General features: G+C 33.9%; 5 protein-coding genes. 3 read left to right on the forward strand and 2 right to left on the reverse strand.

Annotated features, from left to right (window positions below; all coding sequences use genetic code 11):
• Positions 1–23: 23 nt before the first annotated feature.
• On the reverse strand, positions 24–494 hold the full coding sequence (locus ADIARSV_RS16340) for an ankyrin repeat domain-containing protein (protein WP_016196736.1): 471 nt from the start codon (positions 492–494) through the stop codon (positions 24–26).
• Between the two features lie 205 nt (positions 495–699).
• Here ADIARSV_RS16340 and ADIARSV_RS16345 point away from each other — a divergent pair, with 205 nt between their 5' ends.
• Complete coding sequence (locus ADIARSV_RS16345; protein WP_040300423.1) at positions 700–1,077, forward strand: hypothetical protein; 378 nt, start codon at positions 700–702, stop codon at positions 1,075–1,077.
• Positions 1,078–1,228: 151 nt separating this feature from the next.
• Here the strand turns inward: ADIARSV_RS16345 and ADIARSV_RS16350 are convergent, their stop codons facing one another.
• Positions 1,229–1,525 (reverse strand): HigA family addiction module antitoxin, encoded by a 297-nt coding sequence (locus ADIARSV_RS16350; RefSeq protein ID WP_016196738.1) that lies wholly within the window; start codon positions 1,523–1,525, stop codon positions 1,229–1,231.
• A gap of 526 nt (positions 1,526–2,051) precedes the next feature.
• Here ADIARSV_RS16350 and ADIARSV_RS16355 point away from each other — a divergent pair.
• Positions 2,052–3,770 carry a type I restriction-modification system subunit M gene (locus ADIARSV_RS16355; protein WP_016196740.1) on the forward strand — a complete coding sequence of 573 codons (1,719 nt, stop codon included), beginning with the start codon at positions 2,052–2,054 and terminating at the stop codon, positions 3,768–3,770.
• 1 nt (position 3,771) lies between these two features.
• Positions 3,772–4,540, forward strand: a 769-nt coding sequence (locus ADIARSV_RS16360) for a restriction endonuclease subunit S (RefSeq protein WP_200864769.1), incomplete at its 3' end; no start/stop codon positions are given.

The following is a 4,540-nucleotide window of genomic DNA, read 5'->3' on the forward strand; positions in this document are numbered from 1 at the left end:
GTTTTTGTTTAATTTAAGCTTGATTACATCAAAATATGAATACCTTCAGTGTTATTTTGTTGAACAGCAAGGTCAACAACAGTCAAACCCCTTACATCACGAATGTGTTTATCCGCACCAGCTACAAGCAAAAGTTTAACCAAGTCATTACGGCCAAACATCGTAGCAAACATCAATGCCGTACCGCCATTACCATGTTGTAAATTCAAATTGGCACCATAACTTATTAATAGTTCGGCAATGTCGCTATACCCCTTAAAAGCTGCACCCATTAATGCAGTATTGCCACCCAGGTCAGCAGCATCCACATCAGCACCAGCATCAAGCAATAACTTTGCAGCTTCATATTGATGATTATAACACGCGATAATTAAAGGTGTAAATCCTTTTTCATCTTTGGTGTTTAAATCAGCACCCTGCTTAATTAATTCTTGTAAAACAGGTATATCTCCTTTGCGTGCTGCCGGAATAACCAAGTCGTTTATTGGGATCATAAATAGATTATTAGATGTGTTTGATAAATCAATTATGAAGTCATTTGTTTGAGCAGAAATAGAATAAATGTATTCGTAGATATTCGGTTCGGTACATAGTTAACATTACTCCACCAGTCATACCATTTCCTTTAAAAATATATCCTCAATTAATTTAATCTCTTCAGCGTATATAGTCTTCTACAAATCTTTGCACATTAAAAGAATGCAAACAATTATCAGATTGAATATTGCTAAAATAATTAGTTTTCTATACGTTTGTATCATGGATGGAGCATGGAATAAATCTGATAAAGATCCTGACTATATGGAAAAGCGTGTACATGCTAAAGATGCATACTATTCCGATTGTTGGATTTATTCAACACATACTCAAAAATGGTATACCCCAGAGGAGTTTATGGCAGGAAATGAACGAGTTAGCCATTATAGAGGAAGAGAAGATGAAAGACAATTTAAAATTATGGATCCAAAGGCCGGATTGAAGGATAAGCTTGCTAAGCTTAAGGAAATTCAAAATGATATTGATGAGTTTTCAACGAGGATGATGGATTACTACGAATTTAAGAAGAAGAAAAAATAAGATTGATCACCTTAGAATCAAAGGTAATATATGCTTTCTTGGGTAATATATAAATATGGGGTCGCTTTTAACGATTTAGCACAAGAAGTCTCAATGAAACCATTTCCTCCACCAGCTTACTTAAAATTGGAGTTTGTTCTAAATTAGAAAATCATGAAGCAGTCATATATGCTTTTATATTCCAGAGCTCTTTATATTCTTTATTTAATTCATTTTCAAGATCATAAGCATCCTGTAAGCCTAGCCAAAACTTAGCAGAATTACTTAAGAAAACACTCAGGCGTAATGCCGTATTTGCGGTGATTCTTCTATTCCCCTTGATAATATCTGAAACACGTGTTTTAGGTATATTAGTTGCTTTGGCTAATCGGTAAGCTGTAATATTTGGAGGTATCAAAAATTCCATATCCAATATTTCACCAGGATGAATGTTAGGTAGTTTTCCCATGTTAATACATTTATATATGACAAAGGTCGCCATAGTTATTACAACAATTTAAATAAAAATTTTCTCGCAAGTATTAAAAGTAATTCAGCTAATTATCTTAGCATTGGTTATCTTTGCTTTGTAGTTTACTATAACTACCTAAACATTATGTCTAAAAATGAACAGACATCTCCCAAAATGGCGAAAGTCGCTTCCAAGGTCTTGTCAAATCCAAATTCATCTAAGGTTTCTAAGTCTTTAGCAGGTGCGTTGCTTACTCAATCGCCCAATAAAAAAAAGTAAGTAACCAGTAATCACACTTAGTAATATATGAAATATTCATGACTGCCCTTACTGAAAAAGTAAGGGCTTTATTTGTTTATAGACAAAAAAAGCCTTTACATTAGGATTAATCACTCAGTAATATAAAAATATAAATCTTAGTATTTTTGCAAATGTGTTTAAAATCTTACAATTCTCTCTTAATCTCAGCTTAATCAATACATTTAACTTAAATTGCCCATCAATATCCGAATAAAACCATTTTATGAAGAATTTTAAAGAAACTGCAAACTTTATCTGGGCCATCGCCGATTTATTGCGCGGAGATTATAAGCAGAGCGATTACGGAAAAGTAATATTGCCTTTAACCGTTTTACGCAGGCTAGATTGTGTATTATTGTCTACCAAAGACGAAGTCTTAAAGAAATTTGAACAAGCAAAAGCTCTGAACATTCAGAATATAGACCCCATCCTAAATAAAGTATCCGGATATAATTTCCATAACCGCAGTTTATTCACATTTGAAAAACTCATAGCTGACCCCAATAATCTTGCTGCTAATCTGCGGGATTATATAAATGGATTTTCTGCAGATGCCCGTGAAATCATTGAACAATTTGATTTTGACAATCAAATCGATCGAATGGATGGTGATAATCTATTATTCATGGTCATTAAACGTTTTGAAGAAATAAACCTACATCCTAATAAAGTTAGCAGTACGCAAATGGGTTATCTATTTGAAGAACTGATACGCAAGTTTGCTGAAATATCGAATGAAACTGCCGGAGAGCATTTTACCCCCAGGGAAGTTATTAGATTGATGATTAATTTACTCTTTTTAGACGACCGTGACATATTAACCAAAAAAGGTATAGTAAAGACCATTTATGACTGCTGTGCAGGAACAGGTGGTATGTTAAGTGTAGCAGAAGAATATTTAAATGAGTTAAACCCCGATGCACGGTTAGAAGTCTTCGGACAAGAACTTAATCCTGAATCTTATGCAATATGCAAATCAGATATGCTAATTAAAGGGCAGAACCCTGTAAACATCAAAAAGGGAAATAGCATCTCTGATGACCAATTACCAAATGAAAGATTTGACTACTTGATTACTAATCCCCCTTTTGGTGTAAAGTGGGAAAAGATTGCAAAAAGTGTAAAAACTGAGCATGAAGAAAAAGGTTACGGCGGCAGGTTTGGTGCAGGACTACCCTCTACTAGCGACGGATCATTTTTATTTTTAATGCACCTCATTTCTAAGATGAAACCTGAGGGTTCTCGTTTAGCGATCGTATTTAATGGTTCGCCATTATTCTCTGGTAGCCCAAGCTCTTCAAAAAATGAATCAAGTATTAGGCAGTGGATTATTGAAAACGATATGCTTGAGGCGGTTATCGCCTTGCCTAACCAGTTATTCTATAACACCGGTATCAGTACTTACATCTGGTTGATCTCAAATCGTAAACCTACAAAAAGAAAGGGGAAAGTACAGTTGATTAATGCGGTTGATTTATTCAAGAAAATGAGTAAATCTTTGGGTAATAAACGAAATGAATTGTCTGCAAATCATATTGCTAGTATTACAGAAACTTATGGCGATTTTATTCATAACGAATACAGTAAAATATTTGACAACACGGATTTTGGTTATTCTAAAGTTACAGTAGAATGTCCGGAACGAGATGCCAAAGGAAATATAAAACTGGACAAAAAAGGATTACCAAAAGCCGATAGCAGTTTGCGCGTTACGGAAAATATTCCGCTTAAAGAAGAAATACTAGACTATTTAAAAAGGGAAGTATTGCCTCATTTGCCGGACGCATGGATTGATGAAAGCAAAACAAAAATTGGTTACGAAGTGAATTTTGCTAAATACTTTTATCAGTACAAACCTTTGCGCAGCTTACAAGATATCCGAAATGATATCATGACTTTAGAAAGAGATACAGCTGGTTTGATAAATGAAGTGATTGATTAGGATGAAAAAATTTGGAAATTATAAAGATTCTGGAGTTGATTGGATAGGTATTATACCTGAACATTGGAACATAACTAAGCTAGGATACAAGTGCTTTTTAACGGTTCCTCAAAGAGATAAACCTAAAAATTTAGATGGTGAAATTCCTTGGTTGAGAATTGAAGACTTTGATGGTAAATATGTATCAACATCTAAGAGTGGCCAAGGTGTATCTCCTGAAACTATTAGCGCTATGAACCTAAAGGTTTATCCGGTTGGGACGGTATTGACAGCCTGTAGTTGCACTATGGGAAAAACTGCAATAGTCAAAAATGCCTTAATAACTAATCAAACATTTATTGGAATAACTCCAGGAAAGGAACTGTATTCCGATTTTTTGTATTATTTTATTATTTCGTCTACTCAATATCTAAATTCAATATCGACTGGAGCCATTCAAAGTTATTTATCTAGAGATGAATTCTCAAAAATAAAATTACCATATCCTAAAATAGAAGAACAAGCACAAATTGCTAAATACCTTGATTACAAAACATCTCAAATCGATAAACTCATAGCTGATAAGAAAAAGTTAATTAAGCTATTAAATGAAGAGCAAACTGCTATGATTAATCAGGCGGTAACAAAAGGTTTAAATTCCACTGTACCAATGAAAGATAGTGGTATTGAATGGTTAGGAAAAGTACCTAAACATTGGGTAGTTAAAAAGCTAAAATACATTAAATCAGCTGAAATTAATGCCTTTGTTGACGGACCTTTTGGATCCAATT

The organism is Arcticibacter svalbardensis MN12-7 (assembly GCF_000403135.1).
In the GTDB taxonomy this organism is placed as follows: domain Bacteria; phylum Bacteroidota; class Bacteroidia; order Sphingobacteriales; family Sphingobacteriaceae; genus Arcticibacter; species Arcticibacter svalbardensis.

What these genes read in the sequence shown, in the direction of transcription:
- ADIARSV_RS16340 (WP_016196736.1), bottom strand. Translation starts at nt 494, where the DNA reads ATGATCCCAATAAACGACTTGGTTATTCCGGCAGCACGCAAAGGAGAT.
- ADIARSV_RS16345 (WP_040300423.1), top strand. Translation starts at nt 700, where the DNA reads ATGCAAACAATTATCAGATTGAATATTGCTAAAATAATTAGTTTTCTA.
- ADIARSV_RS16350 (WP_016196738.1), bottom strand. Translation starts at nt 1,525, where the DNA reads ATGGGAAAACTACCTAACATTCATCCTGGTGAAATATTGGATATGGAA.
- ADIARSV_RS16355 (WP_016196740.1), top strand. Translation starts at nt 2,052, where the DNA reads ATGAAGAATTTTAAAGAAACTGCAAACTTTATCTGGGCCATCGCCGAT.